The sequence below is a fragment of the Paenibacillus jamilae genome, from assembly GCF_050482105.1.
Taxonomy (GTDB): Bacteria; Bacillota; Bacilli; order Paenibacillales; family Paenibacillaceae; genus Paenibacillus; species Paenibacillus jamilae_B.
Window position 1 is genome coordinate 567,938 of record NZ_JBCNHI010000020.1, and the last position, 22,921, is coordinate 590,858.

Annotated in this window: 25 protein-coding genes; all 25 read left to right on the plus strand. The window is 46.2% G+C overall.

Features of this window, described 5'->3' with window-relative positions; all coding sequences use genetic code 11:
* Window positions 1–6 precede the first annotated feature (6 nt).
* The 25 genes from fliE to ABEW32_RS21675 all read left to right on the plus strand — a co-directional run bounded on the left by fliE (window position 7) and on the right by ABEW32_RS21675 (window position 22,906).
* Window positions 7–321: a flagellar hook-basal body complex protein FliE gene (fliE, locus tag ABEW32_RS21555; protein ID WP_007430020.1), complete on the plus strand. Its 315-nt coding sequence runs from the start codon at window positions 7–9 to the stop codon at window positions 319–321.
* Window positions 322–357: 36 nt separating this feature from the next.
* Window positions 358–1,941 carry a flagellar basal-body MS-ring/collar protein FliF gene (gene fliF / locus ABEW32_RS21560; protein ID WP_430191617.1) on the plus strand — a complete coding sequence of 528 codons (1,584 nt, stop codon included), beginning with the start codon at window positions 358–360 and terminating at the stop codon, window positions 1,939–1,941.
* An 11-nt stretch (window positions 1,942–1,952) separates the two neighbouring features.
* Window positions 1,953–2,969, plus strand: coding sequence for a flagellar motor switch protein FliG (fliG, locus tag ABEW32_RS21565; RefSeq protein WP_013370674.1), 1,017 nt, complete (start codon window positions 1,953–1,955; stop codon window positions 2,967–2,969).
* Window positions 2,962–3,798, plus strand: coding sequence for a FliH/SctL family protein (locus ABEW32_RS21570; protein WP_430191619.1), 837 nt, complete (start codon window positions 2,962–2,964; stop codon window positions 3,796–3,798). The genes fliG and ABEW32_RS21570 overlap by 8 nt, the downstream gene beginning before the upstream one ends.
* Complete coding sequence (gene fliI, locus ABEW32_RS21575; protein ID WP_430191621.1) at window positions 3,785–5,104, plus strand: flagellar protein export ATPase FliI; 1,320 nt, start codon at window positions 3,785–3,787, stop codon at window positions 5,102–5,104. Before ABEW32_RS21570 ends, fliI begins: the two co-directional genes overlap by 14 nt.
* Before the next feature lie 10 nt (window positions 5,105–5,114).
* Window positions 5,115–5,558 carry a flagellar export protein FliJ gene (gene fliJ / locus ABEW32_RS21580; RefSeq protein WP_149032767.1) on the plus strand — a complete coding sequence of 148 codons (444 nt, stop codon included), beginning with the start codon at window positions 5,115–5,117 and terminating at the stop codon, window positions 5,556–5,558.
* Between the two features lie 47 nt (window positions 5,559–5,605).
* Window positions 5,606–6,607 carry a MotE family protein gene (locus tag ABEW32_RS21585; RefSeq protein WP_430191623.1) on the plus strand — a complete coding sequence of 334 codons (1,002 nt, stop codon included), beginning with the start codon at window positions 5,606–5,608 and terminating at the stop codon, window positions 6,605–6,607.
* A gap of 27 nt (window positions 6,608–6,634) precedes the next feature.
* Window positions 6,635–8,089: a flagellar hook-length control protein FliK gene (locus ABEW32_RS21590; RefSeq protein WP_430191625.1), complete on the plus strand. Its 1,455-nt coding sequence runs from the start codon at window positions 6,635–6,637 to the stop codon at window positions 8,087–8,089.
* A 19-nt stretch (window positions 8,090–8,108) separates the two neighbouring features.
* Window positions 8,109–8,642, plus strand: a complete 534-nt coding sequence (locus ABEW32_RS21595) for a flagellar hook capping FlgD N-terminal domain-containing protein (RefSeq protein ID WP_430191627.1) — start codon at window positions 8,109–8,111, stop codon at window positions 8,640–8,642.
* Window positions 8,639–9,016, plus strand: a complete 378-nt coding sequence (locus tag ABEW32_RS21600) for a TIGR02530 family flagellar biosynthesis protein (protein ID WP_430191629.1) — start codon at window positions 8,639–8,641, stop codon at window positions 9,014–9,016. The genes ABEW32_RS21595 and ABEW32_RS21600 overlap by 4 nt, the downstream gene beginning before the upstream one ends.
* A 101-nt stretch (window positions 9,017–9,117) precedes the next feature.
* Window positions 9,118–9,927 carry a flagellar basal body rod protein FlgG gene (flgG, locus tag ABEW32_RS21605; protein WP_430191631.1) on the plus strand — a complete coding sequence of 270 codons (810 nt, stop codon included), beginning with the start codon at window positions 9,118–9,120 and terminating at the stop codon, window positions 9,925–9,927.
* 60 nt (window positions 9,928–9,987) lie between these two features.
* Window positions 9,988–10,212 (plus strand): flagellar FlbD family protein, encoded by a 225-nt coding sequence (locus ABEW32_RS21610; protein WP_013370683.1) that lies wholly within the window; start codon window positions 9,988–9,990, stop codon window positions 10,210–10,212.
* The gene (locus ABEW32_RS21615) at window positions 10,209–10,685 is read left to right on the plus strand and encodes a flagellar basal body-associated FliL family protein (RefSeq protein ID WP_430191633.1); all 477 of its coding nucleotides are present in this window, start codon (window positions 10,209–10,211) and stop codon (window positions 10,683–10,685) included. Before ABEW32_RS21610 ends, ABEW32_RS21615 begins: the two co-directional genes overlap by 4 nt.
* Before the next feature lie 43 nt (window positions 10,686–10,728).
* The gene (gene fliM / locus ABEW32_RS21620; protein ID WP_013370685.1) at window positions 10,729–11,727 is read left to right on the plus strand and encodes a flagellar motor switch protein FliM; all 999 of its coding nucleotides are present in this window, start codon (window positions 10,729–10,731) and stop codon (window positions 11,725–11,727) included.
* A complete protein-coding gene (gene fliY, locus ABEW32_RS21625) occupies window positions 11,717–13,030 on the plus strand; it encodes a flagellar motor switch phosphatase FliY (protein ID WP_430191635.1) in 1,314 nt (437 codons plus the stop codon). The genes fliM and fliY overlap by 11 nt, the downstream gene beginning before the upstream one ends.
* A 29-nt stretch (window positions 13,031–13,059) precedes the next feature.
* Window positions 13,060–13,425: a response regulator gene (locus ABEW32_RS21630; RefSeq protein ID WP_013370687.1), complete on the plus strand. Its 366-nt coding sequence runs from the start codon at window positions 13,060–13,062 to the stop codon at window positions 13,423–13,425.
* 12 nt (window positions 13,426–13,437) lie between these two features.
* Window positions 13,438–13,974, plus strand: coding sequence for a flagellar biosynthetic protein FliO (locus tag ABEW32_RS21635; protein WP_013370688.1), 537 nt, complete (start codon window positions 13,438–13,440; stop codon window positions 13,972–13,974).
* A complete protein-coding gene (gene fliP, locus ABEW32_RS21640) occupies window positions 13,971–14,726 on the plus strand; it encodes a flagellar type III secretion system pore protein FliP (protein ID WP_430191637.1) in 756 nt (251 codons plus the stop codon). Before ABEW32_RS21635 ends, fliP begins: the two co-directional genes overlap by 4 nt.
* A 37-nt stretch (window positions 14,727–14,763) precedes the next feature.
* A complete protein-coding gene (gene fliQ / locus ABEW32_RS21645; RefSeq protein ID WP_007430038.1) occupies window positions 14,764–15,033 on the plus strand; it encodes a flagellar biosynthesis protein FliQ in 270 nt (89 codons plus the stop codon).
* Window positions 15,034–15,043: 10 nt separating this feature from the next.
* Window positions 15,044–15,829 carry a flagellar biosynthetic protein FliR gene (gene fliR / locus ABEW32_RS21650; RefSeq protein WP_430191639.1) on the plus strand — a complete coding sequence of 262 codons (786 nt, stop codon included), beginning with the start codon at window positions 15,044–15,046 and terminating at the stop codon, window positions 15,827–15,829.
* The gene (gene flhB / locus ABEW32_RS21655) at window positions 15,829–16,941 is read left to right on the plus strand and encodes a flagellar biosynthesis protein FlhB (protein ID WP_090735506.1); all 1,113 of its coding nucleotides are present in this window, start codon (window positions 15,829–15,831) and stop codon (window positions 16,939–16,941) included. Before fliR ends, flhB begins: the two co-directional genes overlap by 1 nt.
* 23 nt (window positions 16,942–16,964) lie before the next feature.
* Entirely contained in the window at window positions 16,965–18,998 is a 2,034-nt protein-coding gene (flhA, locus tag ABEW32_RS21660; protein WP_430191641.1) for a flagellar biosynthesis protein FlhA, read from the plus strand.
* Window positions 18,995–20,446 (plus strand): flagellar biosynthesis GTPase FlhF, encoded by a 1,452-nt coding sequence (flhF, locus tag ABEW32_RS21665; RefSeq protein WP_430191643.1) that lies wholly within the window; start codon window positions 18,995–18,997, stop codon window positions 20,444–20,446. Before flhA ends, flhF begins: the two co-directional genes overlap by 4 nt.
* Window positions 20,443–21,330, plus strand: a complete 888-nt coding sequence (locus ABEW32_RS21670; protein WP_430191645.1) for a MinD/ParA family protein — start codon at window positions 20,443–20,445, stop codon at window positions 21,328–21,330. The genes flhF and ABEW32_RS21670 overlap by 4 nt, the downstream gene beginning before the upstream one ends.
* A 31-nt stretch (window positions 21,331–21,361) precedes the next feature.
* The gene (locus tag ABEW32_RS21675) at window positions 21,362–22,906 is read left to right on the plus strand and encodes a chemotaxis protein CheB (RefSeq protein WP_430191647.1); all 1,545 of its coding nucleotides are present in this window, start codon (window positions 21,362–21,364) and stop codon (window positions 22,904–22,906) included.
* Window positions 22,907–22,921: the final 15 nt, after the last annotated feature.

The window sequence follows — 22,921 nt, forward strand, 5'->3', positions numbered from 1 at the left end:
TAAAACATGATTCAAAACGCCATGTTTAATGTACAGACACCGGTAATACAGCAGATTCAATCGCCTAACAATGAGTTGACGAAAGCGACGCCTTCCGAATCCTTGAAGGATTTTGGTTCCTTTTTAAAGGATGCTCTCAATGAAGTAGGGCAGCAGGAAGCGGCTACACACCAGATGTCCGACCAATTCATGGCAGGCAAAGTTGATGTGGATCAGGTTATGATCACTTCACAACAAGCGCTGCTTTCCCTGCAGCTTACTACACAGGTCCGAAACAAAGCGATCGAAGCCTATCAGGAGATCATGCGTACACAGATGTAAGTGAGGGTTTAGCAAAGTTTCGGATGGGGTGACGGAGTGAACGAGAGAATCGCCCAATACCGGGATAAGATTTCCGGGTATTGGAATAATTTCAGTAAAAAACAGAAGATATTACTTGTTTCGACATTAGCATTCATCATTATCGCCATTGTAGTGCTAACGATGCAGTTTACCAAAACCGAGTATGAAGTGGCCTTCCGGGACTTAAATGCAAATGATGCCGCGGGAGTCATTAAATATCTCGATTCTGCGGGGATACCGTATCAGCTTAATGCTGGTGGGACACAAATTTCGGTTCCAACCGCAAATGCAGACAAGGCGAAGGTAGATGTTGGGTCTCAAGGCCTGATTCAGAAGGGGTCAATCGGCATGAGTGCCTTTGACCAGTCCTCATCAGCCATTGGCATGACGGAGAACGAGTTCAATGTCAAGTACAATAACGCATTGAATGGCGAAGTACAGCAACTGTTGGAACGGATGGATGGTGTCCAAAGCTCCAAAGTTGTCATTAATATGCCAAAGGAAAATATTTTTGCCGGACTTGAAGAAAAGGACAAAGCCTCTGCTTCGGTTCAAATGGAATTCGAACCCGGCTTTACTCCCAATCAACAAGCGATCGACGGATATTTCAACTTGGTAAAAACGGCTGTACCGAATTTGCCAGTAGAAAACATTACGATCACCAATAAGGAATATGAGTTAATTCCAACGGCCAAGGGCGGCCAAGGTGGACTCACGAGTGGTGTTCAGGAAAACATGGCTCTACAGAAGAAGTTTGAGAGCGATGTAAGGAATAATGTTCAACAATTTTTGTCGAAAATTGTTGGAGATGACAAAGTAAACGTGCTCGTTATGTCCCAGTTGAATTTCGACAAAGTAACATCTAAGGAACAAATGGTCACACCTGTTGACCAAACGAAAATGAAGGGTATTGAAATCAGTGCCCAACAAATTCAGGAAAGTTATACAGGTAGCAGTGGACAGACCGGAGGAGTTGCAGGGACAGGAACGCAGGACGTCCCGGGTTACCCTGGAGGAGCCAATTCTGGCAATACCAGCTCGGATAAAAGCTCAAGTACGATTAACTACGAAGTTAACCGAATTGCAAGGGATATTATCCAAAGTCCGTACACTGTAAAAGATTTAACCATTAATGTAGCAGTTGAACCACCAACAGGTCAGCAAACGTTGGATACTGCAACTCAGACAGCAATTCAAAATATTTTGGTTAATATTGTAAGAGCATCGCTGGCGAATTCCGGTACTACTTTTACAGACGCTGATTTGGCTAAAAAGGTTTCAGTGTTCTCTCAAGCTGCTCCGGCGCCTACGAGCACCAATACATTCTTCTCAGCTTCCAACCCTTGGATGTGGGGCATCGGAGCTGCAGTTCTGGCACTGTTGGCGGGTGTAATCTTCTTCATCGTACGTAGTCGTCGTAACCAGGAAGAAGAGTTGGACGAAGAATTGCAACTTATGCCAACGCCGACGGAATTCCCATCCATTACTATGGAAAGTGTGACAAATGAAAGTCAAGTGCGTAAACAGCTTGAAAGTCTGGCGAAAAAGAAACCCGACGAATTCGTCAATCTGCTTCGTACATGGCTGGCTGACGAATAGAGGTGAGTTCATTGGCAAAGGCAAGCAGTCAAGGTTTAACGGGAAGACAGAAAGCAGCTATTCTTTTGATCACAATGGGGCCAGAAGTATCTGCTCAAATATTTAAGCATTTGCGTGATGAAGAAATCGAGCAACTTACATTGGAAATCGCTAATGTACGGAAGGTCGATGCCATTGAAAAGGACTCCATTATGGCCGAGTTTCATCAAATTTGTCTGGCACAGGAGTACATTTCTCAAGGTGGTATTAATTACGCCAAAGAAATATTGGAAAAAGCGCTCGGATCGCAAAAAGCAGTTGAGGTCATTAACCGTTTGACAGCGACATTGCAGGTGAGACCTTTCGATTTTGCTCGTAAGGCTGATCCGAACCAAATATTGAATTTTATACAGAATGAGAATCCACAAACTATTGCTCTCGTGCTTTCATACTTGCAGTTTGAGCAAGCAGCGGCAATTCTATCGTCCCTGCCACAGGAAAAGCAGGCAGATGTGGCCCGGCGTGTTGCTGTCATGGATAGTACATCTCCGGAAGTCATCTCACAAGTGGAACGAGTATTGGAGCAAAAGCTCTCGGCAACTGCGACGCAGGATTACACAAATGCAGGCGGTATCGAGTCTATCGTTCAGATTTTGAACGGTGTAGACCGTGGAACCGAGCGTACAATTCTCGACTCGCTTGAAATTCAGGACCCTGAACTGGCTGAGGAAATCAAGAAAAGAATGTTCGTATTCGAGGATATCGTCAATGTGGACAACCGCTCCATTCAACGCATTATCCGCGATATCGACAATGCAGATTTGCAATTGGCGCTTAAAGTGTCCAGTGAAGAAGTACGCGATGTAATTTTCCGAAATATGTCGAAACGTATGGCAGAAACCTTCAAAGAGGAAATGGAGTACATGGGACCGGTGCGGCTGCGTGATGTGGAAGAAGCACAAACACGTATCGTATCAACGATCCGCAGATTGGAAGAGGCCGGTGAGATTATAATCGCACGCGGCGGAGGAGATGACATCATTGTCTAACTTGATTAAATCTTTCCAATATGTGCCTGTAGAGGCTTTGAAAATGATTGATGTGGCACATACGTATGTGTCAGAGACGACGGATGAAGAAATTTCAACCGAATATATGGAGCCGGAGCCTCAGCGAGATTACGAGGCAGAACGGCTTCGAGATGAAATGCTGAATGATGCTAAGGATTTTGCCGAACGTCAGGTACGCGAGGCAGCGGAAGAAGCGGAACGAATGCTTCAGGAAGCACAACAGCAGATTGAAGATTGGTGGCAGGAACGACGCGAGCATGACGATCAGTTGATTCAGTCGATAAAAGCAGATGGATTTCAGCAAGGATATGAAGAAGGGCAAAAGCTGGCCGAAGCCGAGCTTCAGACGAAATCGGAGCAGATGATGGAAGAAGCACAAGATATTCTGCGCCAGGCCTATGAGATCAAGGAACAACTGATTCAGGAAGCCGAGCCTTTTCTGGTTGAACTGAGCAGTGCAATTGCCGAAAAGGTCATTGAAAAACAGCTTAGTCTTGAACCGGAATATACGATTGAATTAATTCGCAAAAATTTGGCTCGTAAGCGGGAAAAAGGAGTCATTACATTGTGTGTGTCGCCTCAGCATTTCGCATTTGTGCAAGGTGCACGGGAAGAATTGTCATTAACTGTCGATTCGCAGGCAGAACTGCAAATTATTCCTGATGGTACTGTAAAGGATCGCGGTTGCGTTATTCGTTCTTCCTTTGGAAGCGTGGACGCGCGAATCGATACGCAATTAGCTGAGATTAAAAAGGAACTACTGCGTCTGGCACATGAAAATGAGGAGCGAAGACATGAAGGGGCTTAATTCGCAGCGCTACATGGATCATTTGCGACAGCTGGACCCAGTTCGGGTGAATGGCAAGGTTACGCAGGTTATCGGCTTGATGGTTGAATCGGAGGGTCCAGACGCCAGTATCGGGGATGTTTGTTATATTTATCCCGGAAAAGCGGCAAAGCCATTGCAAGCAGAGGTTGTTGGCTTCAGAGACAATAAAGTGCTTCTGATGCCGCTTGGAGAACTACAATCCATCGGTCCTGGTTGTGATGTGGTAGGAACAGGGAAGCCGCTGAATGTACAGGTTGGATCGGAGCTGTTAGGCAAAGTGCTGGATGGTTTGGGTCAGCCTTTGGACGGTTCACTGATTCCCTCACGAATGGCGAGATATTCAACTTTCAATATACCATCCAATCCGCTGAATCGTCCGCGTGTGCAGGAACCCATTAGTATCGGAGTACGTGCAATTGACGGATTGCTTACGATTGGTAAAGGACAACGGGTTGGTATTTTTGCGGGTTCGGGTGTAGGTAAGAGTACTTTGATGGGCATGATTGCCCGTAATACGGAAGCAGATGTGAACGTCATTGCCTTGATTGGAGAACGTGGACGCGAGGTGCTAGACTTTATTGAACGGGATTTGGGTCCAGAGGGACTTGAACGCTCTGTAGTCATTGTGGCCACGTCCGACCAACCTGCGTTGATCCGCATCAAAGGTGCACTTATTGCAACGACAATAGCGGAATATTTCCGGGATCGCGGCTTGAATGTCATGCTGATGATGGATTCAGTTACACGGTATGCGATGGCCCAGCGTGAAGTCGGTCTAGCAGTGGGGGAACCACCAGCAATGAGAGGATACACTCCATCTGTGTTTGCCAGTCTACCAAAGTTGCTGGAACGCGCAGGGACAGGCCCTACTGGCTCCATAACAGCATTTTATACGGTGCTGGTTGATGGTGACGACATGAACGAGCCTATCGCGGATGCGGTGCGCGGGATATTGGATGGACACATTGTCTTGAACCGGGGAATTGCGAACAAAGGACATTTTCCTGCAATTGATGTGTTAGCGAGTATTAGCCGGGTCATGAAGGACATTGCACCACGAGATCAGATAGACGCTGCTGAAAACATTAAGCGCTTGATGGCCATTTACAAAGATTCAGAGGACCTGATCAACATTGGGGCTTATCAACAGGGTTCGAATGCAGAAATTGACGAATCCATGGAGCGCATACGGGATATATGGGATTTTACAAGACAAAGAACAGATGAAAAGGCCGAGCTGGACGAAGTACGGGAACGTTTGATTTCTGAATTTACGAGGAGATGAAGGTTGAACGATGAGATTTCAGTATTCCTTTCAAAAAGTTGTAGACTTGAAAACGAACGAAAAGTCACAGGCTGAATGGCTGCTTTCCAGTGCTGTTGGACAATTGCAGGCTGAAGAGCAGACACTAACACAGCTTATAGGCGAAAGGAATCGGGTCATATCAGCCATTCAAAAGGCTGCCGAAGATTGCGCGCCACTCTCTAGCATTCAGGAATTACAGGCTTATGTCAACCATCTGGACCAATGTATTACACGCAAGCATAGGGATGTTCAATATGCGCAGCAAAATGTGCAAAGCAAACAAACCGTTTTGACCGATAAAATGCTGGATGAACAAGTTTGGCTGAAAGCAAGAGAGAAGGCCAACGTGAAATTCCAACAGGAAATGCTCCTGCGCGAGCAGAATGAGCTGGATGAAATGGCTTCCGTGCGATTTGCCATGAAAGCCCGGTAAGCGGAACGTCATAGGATACGCATATCAGCTGCCTGAGGAGGAAGACGATGGCACAGAAGTTAGCAGAAAATGAACTGGATATGGATTTAGGGAAAGAATCAGGCGGTGGATTTGAGCGATTTATGTTTTTCCTGATTCCGATTGTTTTCACAATCGTTCTGGTGGGGGTCCTGCTTACACTGTTCAATATGGACTTCAGAAGCGAAATGATCTCAATAGGGAATAAAATACCAGTTGTTAAAAATTGGATACCCGAACCGAAAGATAAGGCTACCCAGACAAAAGAGGCGGATCAAAAGGCTCAGTCTGAAAGTTCTGAAGCAACCATTCAGCAGCTAAAAACAGATTTGGCCAAGCAGACGGAAGAACTCAAAAAGGCTGCCGATGCTAAGACGACACAGGATAAGAAGGTTACTGAACTTCAGAATCAGGTCAACACACTGCAAACGCAACAGGAACAACAGTCGCAGACCGGTCAACAGGGACAGGTCGGCCAGCAAGGACAGACAGGCACGCAAACTACAGACGGAACAACAAATGAAGATCCTTATGTAAAACAAACCAAAGAACTTGCCAGCATGTATGAAGGAATGACGGCAAGTAAAGCAGCACCGATCATGGAGAATCTGACTACCGAAGAGACCGTGCAGCTGCTAAGCTACATGGACCCCGCTAACAGTGCGAAGATTTTGCAAAAGATGGATGCTAAAAAAGCAGCGGATATTACGATGGCTCTGAAAAACGTAACCCCATCTACAGATTTATCGGTAGCTGCGTTGCAGTCCCGTCTGAAAAAGGATCAAGGTGCTACAGCCGGAACGACGAGTAAAAGTCTGCAAAGTACTCAAATCAGCAGCACATTTGCTTCCATGGACAAGAAAAGTGGTGCTGAACTTATTTTACAAACTTACAAAATCAGTCCAGAAAAGGCATTGAACATCTTAAATACAGTAGATGATTCGACACGTGCTTCTTTACTGCAAAATATGTCTGCCAAGGATGCAGGCCAGACCGCAAAGATTTTGAATAAACTAATGGGCAGTAAGTAGTTTGAATTGAAGGGAGGTGAAAAATATATGACCCTTATTTCTCAAAGTGTATCTCTTAGCTCTAGCCAAACAGCTAGTAGTACGACAGCGTCAACAACAAGTACAGCCACAACAGCTGGAGCAACCACAGGTGCCTTTAATCAAACACTGGCGCAAATGATGACAGGCGGGCAAACAGGCTCAGCAGGAACAGATGCAAATGGTTCTCCATTAGTTATGGTGCTACCGCTTATTACAAACGGAGAATCCACAGATGCTCCAACCGAGCCACTGGTTGAAACATTAGCTCCTTTACTGCAGAATCTCGAAAAGTTGGATGATCAGGTAGCTGCTGATCCTGCCCTGCTTGCAACTCTGCAAGCGTGGATTCAGCAAGTGCAACAGTTTTTGCAAGGCGATGGAACCAATCAACAGGCAGACGGTGGGGAAACGGCTGAGACTACAGGCTTAACAGCTTTGGCGGCTAATCCCGCAACACTTCGGTTTGCATTGCAGGACGCTTTGTCACAACTTGCAAATGTAGCAGAACAGGCTTCGGGGGACCAAAAGTCTAAAGTGACACAGTTACTACAATCGCTTCAAAGTGCAACAGCTGGGACGGGAGCTATCTCCGATGAGCAGTGGAATGGAGTAATGAAAGCTGTGGAACTTGCTGACGGTGGAGATTCACAAGCGGTTCAGCCTTCTGCACAACGGGCAAACGGTGCTCAGACATTAACTGCAGCTTCTACAAACAAACAAGATACTCCTCAGCAGCAAGCAAGTCAGGGTGAAACTAGTCAACAAGGCTCAGAAGGACAACGTTCATCCACTAATCTTCTCGTTCAGTCTGCAGTTAAAACGACTGCTACGGATGAAGCAGGTACGTTCGTAGATGCAGCAGATCAAGCAGATACGGCAACAACTGATAATCAGACTCCAGTGATTACGACTGCGGGACAGCTTTCAGTACAAACGCAGGGAACAACACCTTCGGCTCCGGCTCAACCAGTCGTACATGTACGGCAATTTGCCAAGGAAATGACTGAGTTTGTAGTGCAGAAACTTGATATTGTAAAGCACACGGGTTTGACAGAAGCGACCATCATGCTTCGTCCAGATCATCTGGGCCAGCTGGAGGTTAAGCTAACAATGCAAAATGGCCATCTGGTTGCCCAGTTCATGACTGAGCATAGCGGGGCGAAGGATTTGCTGGAACAGCAAATGTCGCAGTTGCGGACAAGCCTTCAGAGCCAAGGTATTCAGGTGGATAAAGTAGAAGTAACGCACAATGAATCGCTTTCCTCCCATATGTATCAGGATGGACGCGGATCTGGAGCTAATCAACAGCAGCAATCTAATCAACGTTCTAAGACTCGAGGTAGAGAAGAGAACGAGGATGCTTTAAAGGTAGCTGAAATGGCAGAAGAGCTTCGTAACTGGACAGCAGAGCAACGTACAGATGACATAAATCGGACAGGCTCCTTTACAGCACAAGCGTAATGATGGAGGTGAGAACACAATGACGACTACAGACAACAATGTATCCACCAGTAACGTCTGGCCGAATTACAATGTGAATAATGTCAAAACAGCAAGTGCCAAGGATACTAAAACGATGGGTAAAGATCAATTTCTAAAAATTTTGATCACTCAGCTGCAAAATCAGGATCCAATGCAACCATTGGAGGATAAAGAATTTGTCGCTCAAATGGCACAGTTTTCCTCGGTGGAACAACTGATGAACATTTCTACGCAGTTGACTGCATTGGGGCAGTCTTTGGGTACAGCTTCCGGTTTAATTGGCAAAGAAGTTAGCTGGATTGAGCCAGGTAAAAAGGATTCCATTACAGGTGAAGCAGGCGCAGGTACAGTGAAAAGTGGAATCGTAGATTCCATCGTTATTCGCGATGGTGTGCAGTATGCCAAAATGGGAGCAGCTGAGGTTGCATTAAAAGATGTAACATCCGTAAGCCAGGCCAACACAACGGCTCCTGTTTCAGAGACGTCAGATACTTCATCTTCTTCCTCTACTGGAAGTGGTGAGAACTCATGAATGACAGGATAACGGTTGGACGTCTTTTTCCTACCAGCGTTCCTCCGGCGATCTCTCAAAACCGAGTAAATTCGGTTACAAAGGATACCAAACCATTCGGTCAGGTATTGCAGGAACAGGTACTCAAGCTCAGCAACCATGCAGCCAAGCGATTGGAGCAGCGGGGAATAGAGTTGAAAAGTGATCAAATGGCGAAAATTAATTCTGCTGTGGATAAGGCTGCTGCCAAGGGCGCTAAAGAATCCTTAATTTTAATGAAAGATATGGCTTTGATTGTTAGTGTGCCTAATAGAACAGTTGTTACTGCGATGGACAAGCAGTCCATGGAGGATAACGTATTTACGCAGATAGATAGTGCTGTAATCATTTCATAAATATATACGAAGTGGCTGGCCCGAATAGGAAAGCCATGAAAAAGCCGCGGATCGACTGATGCGGTCAACTAAGCAATCAATCAGAGGAGGATTTATACTCAATGTTGAGATCAATGTATTCAGGTGTATCGGGCATGAAGGGCTTTCAAACAAAGCTGGACGTTATCGGTAACAACATTGCAAACGTAAATACTACAGGCTTCAAGTCCAGCCGAGTGATGTTCAAGGATATTTTGAGCCAAACCAGCTCGGGCGCAAGTGCACCTGATGCTACGACAACTGCAGGTCAAAATGCCAAGCAGGTTGGTCTAGGGGTGTCTGTCAGCTCAATTGATACGATGCATCTTCCAGGTAGTGCAATGACTACGAACAATCCAACGGATTTGCGGATTAACGGTGACGGTTTCTTCCTGGTCAAAATGAATGATGCACAGGATGTCCCTTATTTGACTCGTGCAGGTGATTTTCACGTAGATGCGAACCGAAATCTGGTGACTTCCGATGGATTTTTCGTAGGGGATGCAGGTGGCGATCCAATCACACTTGCTGACAATGTTACATCGTTCTCTATCTCGCAGGATGGCACAATTGTGCAGCAATTGGATGACGGAACAGTTGACAATGGTACGCAAATTGGTATAGCCAGAGTCACAAACCCAGAAGGTCTGGAAAAAATCGGTGGAAGCTTGTACCGTACTACGGTCAACTCAAATATTGATGCAATTGAGCCTGGAGCAGCCAACTCAGAGGGGCGTGGAGCTATCATCGCGGGTCAGTTGGAAATGTCCAACGTTGATCTGACAGGCGAATTTACCGAAATGATCGTGGCTCAGCGTGGATTCCAAGCGAACTCACGTATCATTACGACTTCGGATGAAGTGCTTCAGGAAGTTGTAAACTTGAAACGATAATCTCATTTAAACGCGGAGGAGTAGAGGCTCCTCCGCACCTATCAGGAGGTTGGTGTTACGATGATCCCGTTAACGCGGCTGAACGGCTCGCCTATGTGGCTTAATGCGCTGCTCATTGAGACTGTGGAGGAAACACCGGATACATACGTTACTTTGGTAACGGGGAAACGGTTGATTGTATTGGAAAAAGCGGCAGATGTCGTCTCCTTGATCAAGAGTTACAGCCGTGAAATCGGCATGCATGCCGCCACGATAAAAGTGCAACAAATGGAGGAAGACGAATGAAGAAGATGCTGCCATGGCTCATTACAATTTTACTCGCGATTACTTTGATTGCAGGCGCGGCCTTTGTACTTATACCAGCGCTTAGCGGGAAGAAGTCGGAAGTCATACCGAATGCGCAAGCCGCCGCTCAAGCAGAACAGCTTCCAAGATTGTCAGCAGATGAATTGGTGGAAGTAAGCTCTGAAATTACCGGTATCAAAACGAATTTGGCAGACGCAGATTACATTGTGCAGATGAATCTTGCTTTTCAATTGAACGATGCCAAAGCAAAAGAAGCTTTTGAAAAAATCAAGGATATCAGTATTAAACCCATCGTTATTCAATTACTTGCAGACACCAAACCTGATGAGCTCAGAACGGCTAAAGGCCGGGATCAGTTCAGTGACAAGCTGACGGATCTCATCAATAAGTCGCTCCCTGAAGGTCACCTGGGGAACGCCAAAATTACAGACTTTTTGCTGGCAGCCATTTGATTCCAGGTGATTTTGTCAGGAACACGTAAGGGGGTGAATAACATTGGTGGATGTACTGTCACAAGGGGAAATTGATGCCCTTTTAGCAGCTCTCTCGTCCGGTGAAATGGATGCGGAAGAACTCAAAAAGGAAGAGACCCAAAAGAAAGTTCGCGCATATGATTTTAAAAGAGCGCTTAGGTTTTCCAAGGACCATATACGAAGTCTGACGCGGATACACGAGAACTTTGCACGGTATCTGACCACTTACTTTTCAGCACAGCTTCGTACTTTTGTCCAGATTAATGTCGTTCAGGTGGAGCAGCTTCCATATGATGAATTCATTCGCTCCATTCCGAAAATGACCATACTAAACATTTTTGAAGCTGAACCACTGGAAGGCCGAATGGTGCTTGAGGTTCACCCGAACGTAGCTTATGCCATGCTGGACAGGCTTCTCGGAGGAACAGGTTCGGCACCAACCAAGGTTACCGCGTTGACTGAAATCGAGACGACGATCATGGAGCGAATTTTCAGCCGTACCTTTGATAGCCTGCAAGAGGCTTGGAAAACGGTACTGGACATTGAACCGCGCCTGGAGGCGATGGAAACGAATCCGCAGTTTATGCAGATTGTTTCGCCGAATGAGACGATCGCTCTGATTTCGCTCAGCACCAAAATTGGTGATACCACAGGGATGATTAACCTCTGTATTCCACATGTGGTATTGGAACCAATTATGGCCAGACTGTCCACGCACCAGTGGTTTACATCCGAAAAGAAATCAAGGGCGCCTGAAGAGATCGACGCCTTGAGATTACGGGTCACCAAAGCAGAGCTTCCGATTATTGCGGAGTTGGGTGAATCCCGGATAAATGTAGCCGAGTTTTTGGGCCTTTCGGTTGGGGATGTCATTTCATTGAACAAGCCAGTCAAAGAAGGACTATCCATCCGGGTAGGCGAGAAATTGAAGTTTATGGGAAGTCCCGGCATGGTAAGAGATCGTGTTGCCGTACAAATTGATGAAATTGTCAACGAAGGAGTTGAAGAAATTGACGAGTAAAGACTATTTGTCCCAGGAGGAAATTGATGCCTTGCTGAAACAGTCTGAAGCGGGGACGGATTCTACTCCCGCAGGCAAGACCGTTGACGATTTTCTGACTTCGCTGGAGCAGGATGCTCTCGGGGAAATCGGTAATATAACGTTCGGCAGCGCAGCTACGGCTCTTTCCACACTGCTCGGTCAAAAGGTGGATATTACGACACCTAAAGTTTCAATTATTACACGTTCTGAATTTGAAACTGCTTTTCCAAAGCCGCACGTAGCCGTACATGTAAATTATGTCGATGGATTTGAAGGCATTAACTCGCTTGTAATTAAAAAGCGTGATGCGCAGGTCATAGCGGATTTAATGCTCGGCGGTGGAGGAAACCCGGTTGATGAAGAATTGAATGAAATTCACATCAGTGCCGTGCAGGAAGCGATGAACCAGATGATGGGATCGTCTGCGACCTCTATGTCTACCATGTTTAATCGTTTTGTTAATATCTCTCCACCGGGGATTGATATATTGGACCCTCTGCACGGTGATGGAGTGTCCAGCCTGCCAGATGAAGAGACGCTGATTACAGTATCCTTCCGGTTATTGATTGGAGACCTGATTGACTCTACGCTAATGCAACTGTTGCCTGTTAATTTCGCCAAAAAGATGGTGAGCATCTTAATGAATGGCGGAGAGGAAGACGAGCAACCGCAAGCGTCCGCACAGCAGGCAGCTGCAACAGCTGCTCCCGAAGCGCCGAAACAAGCTAGTACTCCGCAGCCACCGTCTGCACCAGCCTACCAACAGCCGCCTGCGGCCGCGCAGGCGCCGCAAGATGCAGGCTATGGGCAACAACCGCCGATGTATCCTCAAGACCCGGGATATGGACAGCAGGGCGCTCCAGGGTATGGAACGCCGGGGTATGGAATGCCAGCAGGTGTACCACCGCAAGCGCCTTATGGAACGCCTCATCATTACGGGGCTGTACCGCCGGGACGTAATGTAAATGTGCAGCCTGTACAATTTTCTAATTTGCAGTCTGGTGGATTTCCGCAAGTGGATGAAAACAATTTAAATTTATTGATGGACATTCCCCTTAGAGTCACCGTAGAATTAGGAAGGACCCAAAAGCAAATTAAAGATATTCTGGAGCTCTCGCAAGGTTCAATTATTGAACTGGACAAGCTTGCCGGGGAGCCGGTGGACATTATGGTTAATAACAAACTGATAGCCAAGGGCGAGGTTGTCGTAATCGACGAGAACTTTGGCGTGCGTGTAACGGATATTGTAAGCCAATGGGACCGAATTCAAAAATTACAATAAAAGCATAATTTAGGGAGGATTTATTTCAGATGGCAAACCGTATTTTGATCGTGGACGATGCTGCATTTATGAGAATGATGATTCGGGACATCCTGTCCAAGAATGGATTTGAAGTAGTAGGAGAGGCTCAGGATGGATCACAGGCCATTGAAAAATTTAAGGAGCTTCGTCCGGACCTGATTACGATGGATATCACGATGCCTGAAATGGACGGCATTGCCGCTCTGAAGGAAATCAAACAAATTGACCCGAATGCAAAGGTTATCATGTGTTCCGCGATGGGTCAGCAAGCGATGGTTATTGATGCCATTCAAGCTGGCGCAAAAGATTTTATCGTTAAGCCATTCCAATCGGATCGGGTTATCGAAGCCATCAACAAAACACTGGGTGTGTAAGGCGCATCCAGTATGGATACACAACAGGGTGCCTCTGACGCTTTGAGTACATCCAGCAATATAGGAAACATTGCTTGGGTCCTTTTCGTGCTAATCTTTATCATCGTACTGATCGTGTACTTGATACGGTTTTTGAGTAAAAGAAATCAGAGCTGGTTCAGCAACCGCTCCGTTCGCATACTGGGAGGCGTGGGACTTGGCCCCAATAAATCCCTTCAGCTTGTTGAAGTTGGTAGCAGTGTGTACCTCATTGGTGTGGGAGAAGATATCCGGCTTGTTGACAAAGTGTCCGATCCTGAAGAAGTGGAGCAAATTTTGGCCGCACTGGAGCAGGAAGCTTCCCTGCAGCGCGGCCCAATTGCCCCGCTATTCGCTAAAATTGCGGATAAGCTTCGCCGGAACAACGCGGCACAGCAACAGCAACCTGAAGAGGAAACGTCTTTTCATGAGATGTTTGAATCCAAGCTCCGGCAGATGCCGAATCGCAAGGATAAACTCGAAAAGTTGCGCAATGAGGAGAATACTACAGATCGGTCGGGAGATTCATGAGAAAAAAGATTATACTAGCATGTTTGCTGCTTGTCTTGTTCAGTTTCATTTCGGTGACGGCGGCCTCTGCTGAACCGATTCCGAACATTGATATTCAAGTCGGCAATTCGGACAAAGGACAGCCCGGTGCCACCTCGCTGTCTATTATTTTACTTATTACTGTCATTAGTGTAGCGCCTGCGTTGCTCGTACTTATGACAAGTTTTACACGTATTGTGATTGTGCTTGGCTTTGTACGGACTTCACTGGGAACCCAGCAAATGCCGCCCAATCAGGTGCTTGTTGGACTGGCCTTGTTTCTCACCTTATTCATTATGGCACCGACCTTCTCAGCTATGAACGAAACTGCGCTTCAGCCGTACCTCAAGGGGGATATAACACAGTCTCAGGCACTGGATAAGGCAGCGGTACCAATGAAAACCTTTATGTTCTCTCATACACGTGAGAAGGATTTACTGCTTTTTATGAAATACACCAAGATGGAAAAACCAAAGAATTATCAAGAGATTCCACTAACGGTGATGGTTCCGGCTTATGCAATCAGTGAGTTGAAAACGGCATTTCAGATGGGCTTTATGATTTTTATACCCTTTTTAGTGATAGACATTGTAGTGTCCAGTACACTTATGGCTATGGGGATGATGATGCTACCGCCGGTAATGATTTCACTTCCTTTTAAAATACTGCTCTTCGTACTTGTAGATGGTTGGTATTTGGTCGTCAAATCATTGCTTCTGAGTTTTAACACATGAATACTTTCTGCAAGGACAGCAATCAAGGAGGACGGCAATGACTTCGGAGTTTATTATTTCCCTGGCTGGGCAAGCGGTGTACATTGTACTCAAGGTGAGTGCTCCGATGCTGATTTTGGGGCTAGTCGTGGGTTTGATCATCAGTATTTTTCAAGCGACAACTCAAATCCAGGAGCAGACACTGGCTTTTGTTCCGAAGATTGTCGCCGTATTGCTGGCATTGCTTTTGTTCGGGCCCTGGATATTGACGACATTAGTAGACTTTACGTATAACATTCTGGACAATTTGTACAAATATATAGGTTAGGCTGAAAGTTATGAACATATTGTTGCAGAGTTTTCCTGTTTTTTTGCTGATTTTTTGTCGGATTACCTCATTTTTTGTAGTAGCGCCTATTTTTTCAACCCGAGGGGTACCTAATATCTTTAAGGTTGGAATTTCGGGATTCCTAGCTTTGGTCGTGTATCTTACTTATGGTACGCATCAACAGGTGCCGACGGATGTAGCGTATGTGCTATTAGTAGGCCGTGAGGTACTGATTGGGCTGTTGCTGGGGTTTACTGCATATCTGTTCATGACAGCAATCCAAACCGCAGGTTCATTTATAGACCTACAGGTGGGATTCGGAATGGCCAGTGTATTTGATCCCATGACAGGGGCTTCAACGCCTCTAACGGGTAATTTTAAATTCGCTATAGCTGTTTTGTTCTTTTTGAGCATAAACGGGCACCATCATCTGCTAAACGCTATTTTATACAGTTATGATTGGATACCACTGACCAATGATTTTTTTATAAAGCTGTATGGTGGCAGTGTAACTGAATTCCTGGTACGTTCCTTTGCGGAATCCTTTATGCTGGCCTTTCAAATTGCTGCTCCCATTGTAGTAGCTACTTTTTTAACGGATGTGGGACTCGGTTTTTTAGCCAAAACAGCACCGCAATTTAATATTTTTGTCATTGGCGTGCCGCTAAAAATAATTGTGGGATTGTTCATGTTACTGCTGCTTATGCCAGGTTTTGCTTTTATATTCGAAAGATTGTTTTCTGTGATGTTCGAATCCATGCGCAACTTGTTGGATATTATGGGTAATCGTCCTTAATGTCTGGTCTGGAGGAACGTAGTTTGTCATTTAAATATGCTATGAACCTGCAGTTGTTCTCAGGGGAAAAAACGGAAAAAGCTACACCCAAAAAGAAACAGGATGCAAGACAAAAAGGGCAGGTTGCCAAGAGCATGGAGTTGCCCGCTGCTGGTGTCCTGCTAGTTACGTTTTTTTGCCTCATGATTTTCGGCGGGTATTTTAAGGATCATGCAGTCCGCTTGTTTCGGGATATTTTTATGAATCGTCTTTCTATGGAAGTAACACCGAATACAACGCTGCTTATGATGGGGGAGTATGGTGTACAAATCTTGATTATGCTGGCCCCCATTTTTGTTGGTGCCATTGTCATCGGAATAGCAGCGAATTACATGCAGATCGGTTTTTTATTAACCGGAGAGGGCATTACACCCAAGTTTAGCAAGATCGACCCGATTAAAGGCTTTAAAAACATTTTTTCCATGAGGTCATTGGTTGAATTTCTGAAATCTGTGTTAAAAATGACCGTAATTGGTTATCTGGTGTACAGCGTACTTTGGAAAACAAAGGCGGACCTACCCAAACTAGCTGAGATGTCCGGCGACCAGATGTTGAGTTTTACAGCTTCATTAACGATGGAACTGGGACTCAAAATTGGTGTGGTGCTGTTCATATTAGCGATATTGGATTATATGTATCAACGTTATGAGCATGAGAAAAATCTGAAAATGTCCAAACAGGACATCAAGGATGAGTACAAGAAAATGGAGGGTGACCCGCTGATCAAAGGGAAAATTCGCGAGCGGCAGCGCCGTATGGCTATGCAGCGCATGATGCAGGAGGTCCCTAATGCAGATGTCATCATCACCAACCCTACGCACTTTGCTGTGGCTTTGAAATATGACGGTTCGGAGATGGAAGCGCCGCAGATTATTGCGAAAGGACAAGACTATGTTGCGCTCCGAATTAAGGAAATTGCCAAGCAAAACGGCGTTATTACGATGGAAAACAAGCCGCTGGCGCGGGCGCTGTTTCAAAGAGCCGAAATCGGGGATGCGATACCAGCTGATCTTTTTCAGGCCGTTGCCGAAGTGCTGGCGTATGTATATAAATTAAAAGGTAAAGTGAAATAAAGGGATCGGAGGCCAAGAGACCCGTGAAAATAAAAGAAATAACCGTCCTTGCAGGCGTCATCGGTATCGTTCTTATGATGATTCTCCCGATCCCTTCATGGCTGCTGGATGTTCTACTCGTTATTAATATTTCTATTGCTTTGATGATTTTACTCGTTTCAATGAATACGAAGGAAGCTTTACAGTTCTCTATCTTTCCTTCATTGCTACTCATTACGACGTTATTTCGTTTGGCACTTAACATTTCTACGACCAAGCTTATTTTAGGTGAGGGCCATGCCGGCGAAGTAGTTGCTACGTTTGGCAGCTGGATTGCAGGCGGTCAAATTGCCGTCGGCTTTGTTGTCTTTCTCATTCTTGTGGTCGTACAGTTCATAGTTATCACCAAGGGATCGGAGCGGGTAGCAGAAGTGGGCGCCCGGTTTACACTGGATGCGATGCCGGGTAAACAAATGAGTATTGATGCTGATTTGAATGCAGGTCTGATTAATGAGCAGCAAGCCCGTGAACGACGTAGTAAAATCGAACGGGAAGCGGATTTTTACGGAGCAATGGATGGTGCGAGTAAATTCGTTAAAGGCGATGCGATCGCCAGTATTATCATTTTGATCATTAACTTGGTGGGCGGCTTTATTATCGGTATGGCTGTTCAGGGAAAAGGATTTCAAGAAGCACTGTCTACATATTCTGTTCTCACGATCGGTGATGGATTAGTCAGCCAGATTCCCGCATTGCTCATATCCACGGCGTCAGGGTTGATTGTTACGCGGGCTACGTCGGATGGCAACTTGGCAGAGGATTTAACCGGACAGCTCTTTTCTTATCCCAAATTGATCTACATTGTGGCTGCTACCATAGCATTATTGGGCCTTTTCACGCCTATTCATATCATTACAACTCTTCCACTTGCGATTCTATTGTTTTTTGCAGCTCGAAGAATGCAGGGCAATATGGAACGCAAGCAAATGGCTGATGAACAGCTGGAGGAGGAGCAACAAATCGAAGAGGTACGGAGTCCGGAAAGTGTCATTAATTTGCTGCAGGTTGATCCGATTGAATTTGAGTTTGGGTACGGGTTGATTCCGCTGGCGGATACACAGCAAGGCGGTGATCTGCTGGATCGGATCATTATGATTCGCCGTCAATGTGCCTTGGAGCTCGGGTTGGTTGTGCCGGTCATTCGTATTCGGGACAACATTCAGCTCAAGCCTAACGAATATGTAATTAAGATTAAAGGCAATACGGTAGGCGGCGGAGAGCTGTTGTTGAATCATTACCTGGCTATGAGCCCAGGATATGACGACGACTCTATTACAGGAATTGAAACGACAGAACCGGCCTTCGGATTGCCTGCACTCTGGATTGATGAGAACACCAAGGATGTTGCTGAACTGTCAGGTTATACCGTAGTTGATCCACCTTCAGTTGTAGCTACTCATCTAACAGAGACGATCAAGAAACATGCCCATGAATTGCTTGGCAGACAGGAAACACGGTCGCTGGTTGACAATCTCAAGGAGAATTATCCAGTGCTGGTGGACGACCTTATTCCTTCTGTGCTTGCCATAGGGGACGTACAAAAAGTGCTGGCCAAGCTGTTGAAGGAAAAAATCTCTATTCGCGATATGGTGACCATATTCGAGACACTGGCTGACTATGGTACTTATACAAAAGATCCAGACGTGCTGACTGAATATGTACGTCAAGCGTTATCGCGTCAGATTACGCAGCAATTTGCACAGCAGGGAGAAACGTTACGCGTTATTACCGTGGGACCAGGATTGGAGAAGAAAATTGCTGAGAGCGTGCAGCAGTCGGAGCAAGGTAGCTATTTGGCTCTAGATCCGGTGTCAACGCAAACGGTGTATCAAAGGATGATGGAACAAATCAACCGTCTCATTCAATCTGGACAGCAGCCAATTGTGTTAACGTCACCAACAATACGTATGTATTTGCGGCAAGTGATGGAGCGGACAATGCAGGATGTCCCGGTGCTGTCGTACAGTGAGCTGGAGCCGAACGTTGAAATTCAAAGTGTCGGGGTGGTGAACTTATGAGAGTGAAACGATATGTAGTGGATACCATGCCAGAAGCCATGCTGCAAATCAGGGGTGACTTGGGAACAGATGCCGTCATATTGAGTACAAAGGAAGTGAAGGTTGGCGGTTTCATGGGGATGTTCAGTAAAAAGAAGATTGAAGTGGTTGCTGCAGTTGAGGAGCAGCAACCTCAACAGCCTCGGCGGGCTGGACGATCGTCACAGCAGCTTGCCCAGGCTGCTTTTCCTCTCATGGACGCCCCTGAGCAACCGGAAAAATCATCAGTACCTGTAGTCCCAAGACAGGCAGCTCCAGAAGCTTATCGACGGGTTACACAACAGATAGCTGGTAATTCCAAAGAAGGACAAGCTGAATTGTCGATTAATACAGAACAAACTGCATCAGCAACTGAGCAGTTGTCAGCTAAGCCAGCTAATAATCTGGAGACTACGGCTCAGGCACTGGATCACGAAGTAATGCTTTCGAACATGAAATCATCTAGTGAGCTGCAAAAACGGCCAATCGAAGCAAGTGTTCCAGACAAGAGTGGAGCAGAGGAAAATCAGGCATTGCTTAATGAATTACGAGAAATGAAGGCAATGATGACTCGGTTTTCCAGAAGCTCTTCAATGGAAAGCACTTGGCCGGAGGCGCTACAAGAAATTTGTGAGCATGTGTTGGAGCAGGAAGTGGAACGTGATCTGCTGGAATATTGGATCGAGCAGGTACATGTGCGCCGAAGTGAGCACACTTTTGCGCCTGAAACTTTTGATTGGGAACAAGCCTTTCGGGAGGTAGTCACTGGTTTTATACAGACAAGACTGGATCAAGGGATATCCAAAGATACCAAAATTGTGTATGTTGCAGGTCCTACCGGAGTAGGAAAAACGACAACCATTGCAAAATTGGCAGCGGAACAGTTGTTCAAGCATCATCGCAAAGTTGGATTTATTACTTCTGACACGTACCGGATCTCAGCCGTCGAGCAACTGCGTACATATGCTACGATTTTGAATGTACCGCTTGAGGTTGTGCAATCTCCCGGTGACGTCCAAAGGGCTATCCAACGTCTGGGGCATTGTGACTTGATCCTTATGGATACTGCGGGGCGAAATTATCGTAATGAGCTGCTTGTATCAGAGCTGCAAAGTTTGCTTTCGCCTATTAATGAAAGTGAGACCTATCTGGTGCTCAGCCTGACATCCAAAAGCAGGGATATGATCAATATAACTGGACATTTCAGTAAGTTTGGTCTGGGTAAGGTTGTATTCACCAAGATGGATGAGACAGGCAGTTGCGGCAGCATGTTTAATCTTTTGGACCAGTTTCCTATGCAGTTGGCGTATATTACCAATGGACAAAATGTTCCTGATGACTTGCTTCATCCCGATGCGGAAATGGTGACAAGCATGCTGCTTGGAGCCAAAGGATCAGGATCACCAGGAGTGGACGGAGATTCCATATGAGTGATCAAGCCCAATCGCTTAGGCAAATGGCTTCATCCTTGGATAAGTATCGATTACCCCCACGCAATCGTCACGCAAAAGTTATAACGATCACCAGCGGTAAAGGCGGGGTGGGCAAATCCAATTTTACACTAAACTTTGCATTGGCCCTGCAATCTCTTGGTCGAAAGGTACTTGTGTTTGATGCTGACATCGGTATGGCCAACATTGATGTGTTGATGGGGGCCCACTCACAATACAATCTTCTTCACCTATTAAAACGTGAAAAATCAATTGATGAGATTATTCAGACGGGGATAGGTGGTTTGCCTTATATTGCTGGAGGGTCTGGCCTGAGCGAACTGTTTGCGTTATCGGATGAGAATCTGAATTATTTTGCTGAAGAAGTAGAAAAAATGGCGGCAGACATGGATTATATTCTTTTTGATACAGGTGCAGGTTTATCCAAGGAAAGCCTTAAATTCATCACTTCGGCTGACGAATGTATGGTAGTAACCACCCCAGAACCGACGTCCTTAACAGATGCGTATGCACTAATTAAAGTCGTCAACGGGTTGCAGAAAGATACAGTATTCAAAATTATAGTCAATCGTGCCGATAACGATAATGAGGCCCGTCAAGTTGCAGATAAGATTGCGCTTGTTGCGAAACGCTTTTTGGAGATCGAGATCCCGCTGCTGGGACATATCAGTGATGATGCTCATGTCATGCAGGCAGTCAAAAGACAAGTACCTTTTATGGTTGCTTTTCCGGGATGTGCGGCTTCAAGGGATGTACTGAATCTGGCACACCGTTTTGCAGCAATGCCACAGGTTCCACAATCAGGTGCATTGAGTGGAATTAAAGGATTTATGCAAAAATGGTTGCGGCGTTCTATGCATTGATTTTTGATGAGAGGAAACAGGGGTGTTAAACATGTGTGCTTACCGGGTGCTGGTTGTAGATGATTCGGCCTTTATGCGCAAAATTATTACAGATCTAATTGTAAGGGATGAGTCGTTCAACATCGTAGGTACAGCCGCTAATGGCAGAGAGGCTGTAGAGAAAGTGAAAGAATTGCAGCCTGATTTGGTCACCATGGATGTCGAAATGCCTGAAATGAATGGTCTTGAAGCGTTGCCACTGATTATGGCAGCCCATCCGCTACCTGTCATTATGTTGTCAGGCATTAATGAACAAGGCATGAGGGAGACCATCATGGCTTTGGAGGCAGGGGCTTTCGATTTTATAAGAAAGCCTTCCATTGCTCATGCACAAGATATTGAGCAGGTGAGCAAGGCGTTGCTTGAACAGATGCATACTGCTATGCAGGCAGTGCGTAGCCGCTTGGAGCGCAAGGAAGCTAATGAGCGGAAAGCTGCAATGGAACAAGCGAAAAAGACGCCAATGGAACAGCCGCCTGGACAGGCTCTGAGTGAGAGACGATCTGGAAGTCAAGCTTCGACAGACAAGCCTACTGCTGTTCCGCTTGCTCCTCCACCTGCTGCATCGGCTCAGCCAAAGCGAGATGCTGGGAATGTCGTCCCTACAGCTGCCAAGCAGGAAACTAAACGACAGGTGTCTGGTACATCTAGTACGGGTGCTCGGATAGATCAGCCAGTTGTTCAGCCGAGGAAACCAGCGCAGGCACCTCATGCGCAGAAGAAGGAAGACCTGTCCATGGGTACGGGAAGAACGCCGGGGCAACTGAAAGGTTCTGATCCAGCCGCTAGCAAATCACTACAGGGTAAGGAGAAAGCAGGGCTGGTCAAGCCGGAGACACGGAAGACAGTAACTTCATCAGCTTCTTCCACGCCTGCGGCTGCAACGCCTCCAGTAACGGCGCCTACAGCTCCAGCCGCGCCAAAGGAATTGTCACTTAAAAAAGGTGTGCACACGTCCAGCTTTAGAAAACTGGTGGCGGTCGGATGTTCTACAGGCGGACCGCGGGCGCTTAAGACGCTGCTGGAGCGCATTCCTGGAGATTTTCCAGCTCCGATCGTTATTGTTCAGCACATGCCGCCAAACTTCACTCGTTCGCTAGCACAACGTTTGAATACGTTAAGTCCACTACGAGTTGTAGAGGCTGAGCAGGGGATGATGCTGGAGACGGGAACAGCCTATATCGCTCCAGGGGGATATCAGCTAAGAATTGTGCCTGGAGCCGGTGGTAAATACACTGTGTCACTGAAGATGGAAGAGGCTCGCAATGGTCACCGTCCTTCCGTAGATACGATGTTCGAATCGCTGCTCTCGTTAACCTCACTGGAAAGACATCTAGTATTGCTGACTGGAATGGGAAGCGACGGGGCTAAAATGATGAAAAAGCTTTATGATGCTGGGGTTCAATCCACATTTGCTGAAAATGAGGAGACTTGTGTAGTGTACGGAATGCCGCGCTCAGCAGTTGAATTAAAATGTGTGCGCCACCTTCTGCCAATGCAGGAGATCGCCCCTAAGCTTGTACAAGTTGTGAAATAATCGGAGTGTAACTCA

Excerpts from the sequence above, each read along its gene's own strand:
- ABEW32_RS21595 (WP_430191627.1), top strand. The coding sequence starts at position 8,109 with ATGACGACTACAGACAACAATGTATCCACCAGTAACGTCTGGCCGAAT.
- fliR (WP_430191639.1), top strand. The coding sequence starts at position 15,044 with ATGAACATATTGTTGCAGAGTTTTCCTGTTTTTTTGCTGATTTTTTGT.
- ABEW32_RS21670 (WP_430191645.1), top strand. The coding sequence starts at position 20,443 with ATGAGTGATCAAGCCCAATCGCTTAGGCAAATGGCTTCATCCTTGGAT.
- ABEW32_RS21630 (WP_013370687.1), top strand. The coding sequence starts at position 13,060 with ATGGCAAACCGTATTTTGATCGTGGACGATGCTGCATTTATGAGAATG.
- flhF (WP_430191643.1), top strand. The coding sequence starts at position 18,995 with ATGAGAGTGAAACGATATGTAGTGGATACCATGCCAGAAGCCATGCTG.
- flhB (WP_090735506.1), top strand. The coding sequence starts at position 15,829 with ATGTCTGGTCTGGAGGAACGTAGTTTGTCATTTAAATATGCTATGAAC.
- fliQ (WP_007430038.1), top strand. The coding sequence starts at position 14,764 with ATGACTTCGGAGTTTATTATTTCCCTGGCTGGGCAAGCGGTGTACATT.
- ABEW32_RS21675 (WP_430191647.1), top strand. The coding sequence starts at position 21,362 with ATGTGTGCTTACCGGGTGCTGGTTGTAGATGATTCGGCCTTTATGCGC.
- fliJ (WP_149032767.1), top strand. The coding sequence starts at position 5,115 with ATGAGATTTCAGTATTCCTTTCAAAAAGTTGTAGACTTGAAAACGAAC.
- flgG (WP_430191631.1), top strand. The coding sequence starts at position 9,118 with ATGTTGAGATCAATGTATTCAGGTGTATCGGGCATGAAGGGCTTTCAA.
- ABEW32_RS21635 (WP_013370688.1), top strand. The coding sequence starts at position 13,438 with ATGGATACACAACAGGGTGCCTCTGACGCTTTGAGTACATCCAGCAAT.
- ABEW32_RS21585 (WP_430191623.1), top strand. The coding sequence starts at position 5,606 with ATGGCACAGAAGTTAGCAGAAAATGAACTGGATATGGATTTAGGGAAA.
- ABEW32_RS21600 (WP_430191629.1), top strand. The coding sequence starts at position 8,639 with ATGAATGACAGGATAACGGTTGGACGTCTTTTTCCTACCAGCGTTCCT.
- ABEW32_RS21610 (WP_013370683.1), top strand. The coding sequence starts at position 9,988 with ATGATCCCGTTAACGCGGCTGAACGGCTCGCCTATGTGGCTTAATGCG.
- fliP (WP_430191637.1), top strand. The coding sequence starts at position 13,971 with ATGAGAAAAAAGATTATACTAGCATGTTTGCTGCTTGTCTTGTTCAGT.
- fliE (WP_007430020.1), top strand. The coding sequence starts at position 7 with ATGATTCAAAACGCCATGTTTAATGTACAGACACCGGTAATACAGCAG.
- ABEW32_RS21615 (WP_430191633.1), top strand. The coding sequence starts at position 10,209 with ATGAAGAAGATGCTGCCATGGCTCATTACAATTTTACTCGCGATTACT.
- fliI (WP_430191621.1), top strand. The coding sequence starts at position 3,785 with ATGAAGGGGCTTAATTCGCAGCGCTACATGGATCATTTGCGACAGCTG.
- ABEW32_RS21590 (WP_430191625.1), top strand. The coding sequence starts at position 6,635 with ATGACCCTTATTTCTCAAAGTGTATCTCTTAGCTCTAGCCAAACAGCT.